The sequence below is a fragment of the Mesorhizobium sp. M0011 genome (assembly GCF_040324155.1).
Lineage (GTDB): Bacteria > Pseudomonadota > Alphaproteobacteria > Rhizobiales > Rhizobiaceae > Mesorhizobium.
Map to the genome: position 1 here is coordinate 1 of NZ_JAMYVQ010000079.1, position 1,171 is coordinate 1,171.

Genomic DNA, 1,171 nt, shown 5'->3' on the forward strand with positions numbered 1-1,171 from the left:
GGGCCTGTTGCAAAATTGTGTGGATGTGATTCCCTGTTTTTGAAACAGGGATCTTGCGATGACGACGAAGCCGAGCGGTCAGTTCAGTTTTGTGGAGGCTCTGCTGCCGCAGGGTCTTGGTCGGAGCGGTCGCCTGGACCGGTTGTCGTTGCTGGTGAAGTGGTATCGCTTCGAGAAGATCCTGGCACGGCTGCGCTCGCCGGCCGGACCAGGCCGGCCTGCCTACAATTCGTTGGTGATGTTCAAGGCGCTTCTGCTGCAGTCCTTGTATGGACTGTCGGACAGCGAACTGGAGGAGGCGCTCGCCGATCGGCTGTCGTTCCGCCGCTTCGTTGGGCTGACGCTCGAAGAGACGGTGCCCGACCACACCACGCTCAACCGCTTTCGCAATCGTCTCGTCGAGGCGGGGCTTCTGGAGAAGCTGTTTGGCGAACTGGACCGTCAGTTGGACAAGGCCGGGCTGATCCTGCGGCGCGGTACGATGCTCGATGCCACGGTGATCGAGACGGCGGCGGCACGGCCACCCAGTGGAACGGCGCACGAGGCCGGCGAGGCTGGCGATCCCGATGCCGGCTTTACACGCCGGCAGGGCAAGCCTGGCTCCTCCTATGGCTACAAGGCCCATGTCGGTGTCGACCAGGGCTCTGGCCTGATCCGCCGGGTGAGAACGACAGCGGCCAACGTCAACGACACGGTCGAGGCAGATCATCTGATCTGTGGCGACGAAGGCGCAGTGCTGGCGGATGCGGCCTATCACACCAAGGCGCGCCAGGTATTGCTGAGGGAGCGCGGGATCAAGCCAAGACTGATGCGGCGCGCCAACAAGCATCATCCGCATCTGCCAGCGCGCCTGAAGCATTTCAACCGGCTCATTGCGCGGCAACGCTTCGCCGTCGAGACGACCTTTGCCACCTTGAAGAACCGCATGCGGCTTTGCGCCATCCGCTACCGCGGCTTGGCCAAGGCGGCAGGACAGATCCTCATCGCCGCCATGGCCTTCAACATGCGCCGCTGGGTGACGCTGGCGACCTAATACAGGGTCGCATTGCGCCCGAAATCCGCCGAACCCGTCAAACCCCAGCCAATCCGGCCTCAAACCCGAGCCGCAAGGCACCCCACATTGGCCTGACCCTCCCTCCTTGCCCCTATAACTTAATAACGCAACGGGCCC

The 1,171-nt window shown here is 63.0% G+C and carries 1 protein-coding gene; it reads left to right on the top strand.

From position 1 onward, the window contains the following. Positions 1–58 precede the first annotated feature (58 nt). Entirely contained in the window at positions 59–1,033 is a 975-nt protein-coding gene (locus tag NKK51_RS32390; protein ID WP_023811436.1) for an IS5 family transposase, read from the top strand. The last annotated feature ends 138 nt before the right edge of the window (positions 1,034–1,171 follow it).

Coding starts and splice junctions, on each gene's coding strand:
- NKK51_RS32390 (WP_023811436.1), top strand. CDS start 59: ATGACGACGAAGCCGAGCGGTCAGTTCAGTTTTGTGGAGGCTCTGCTG.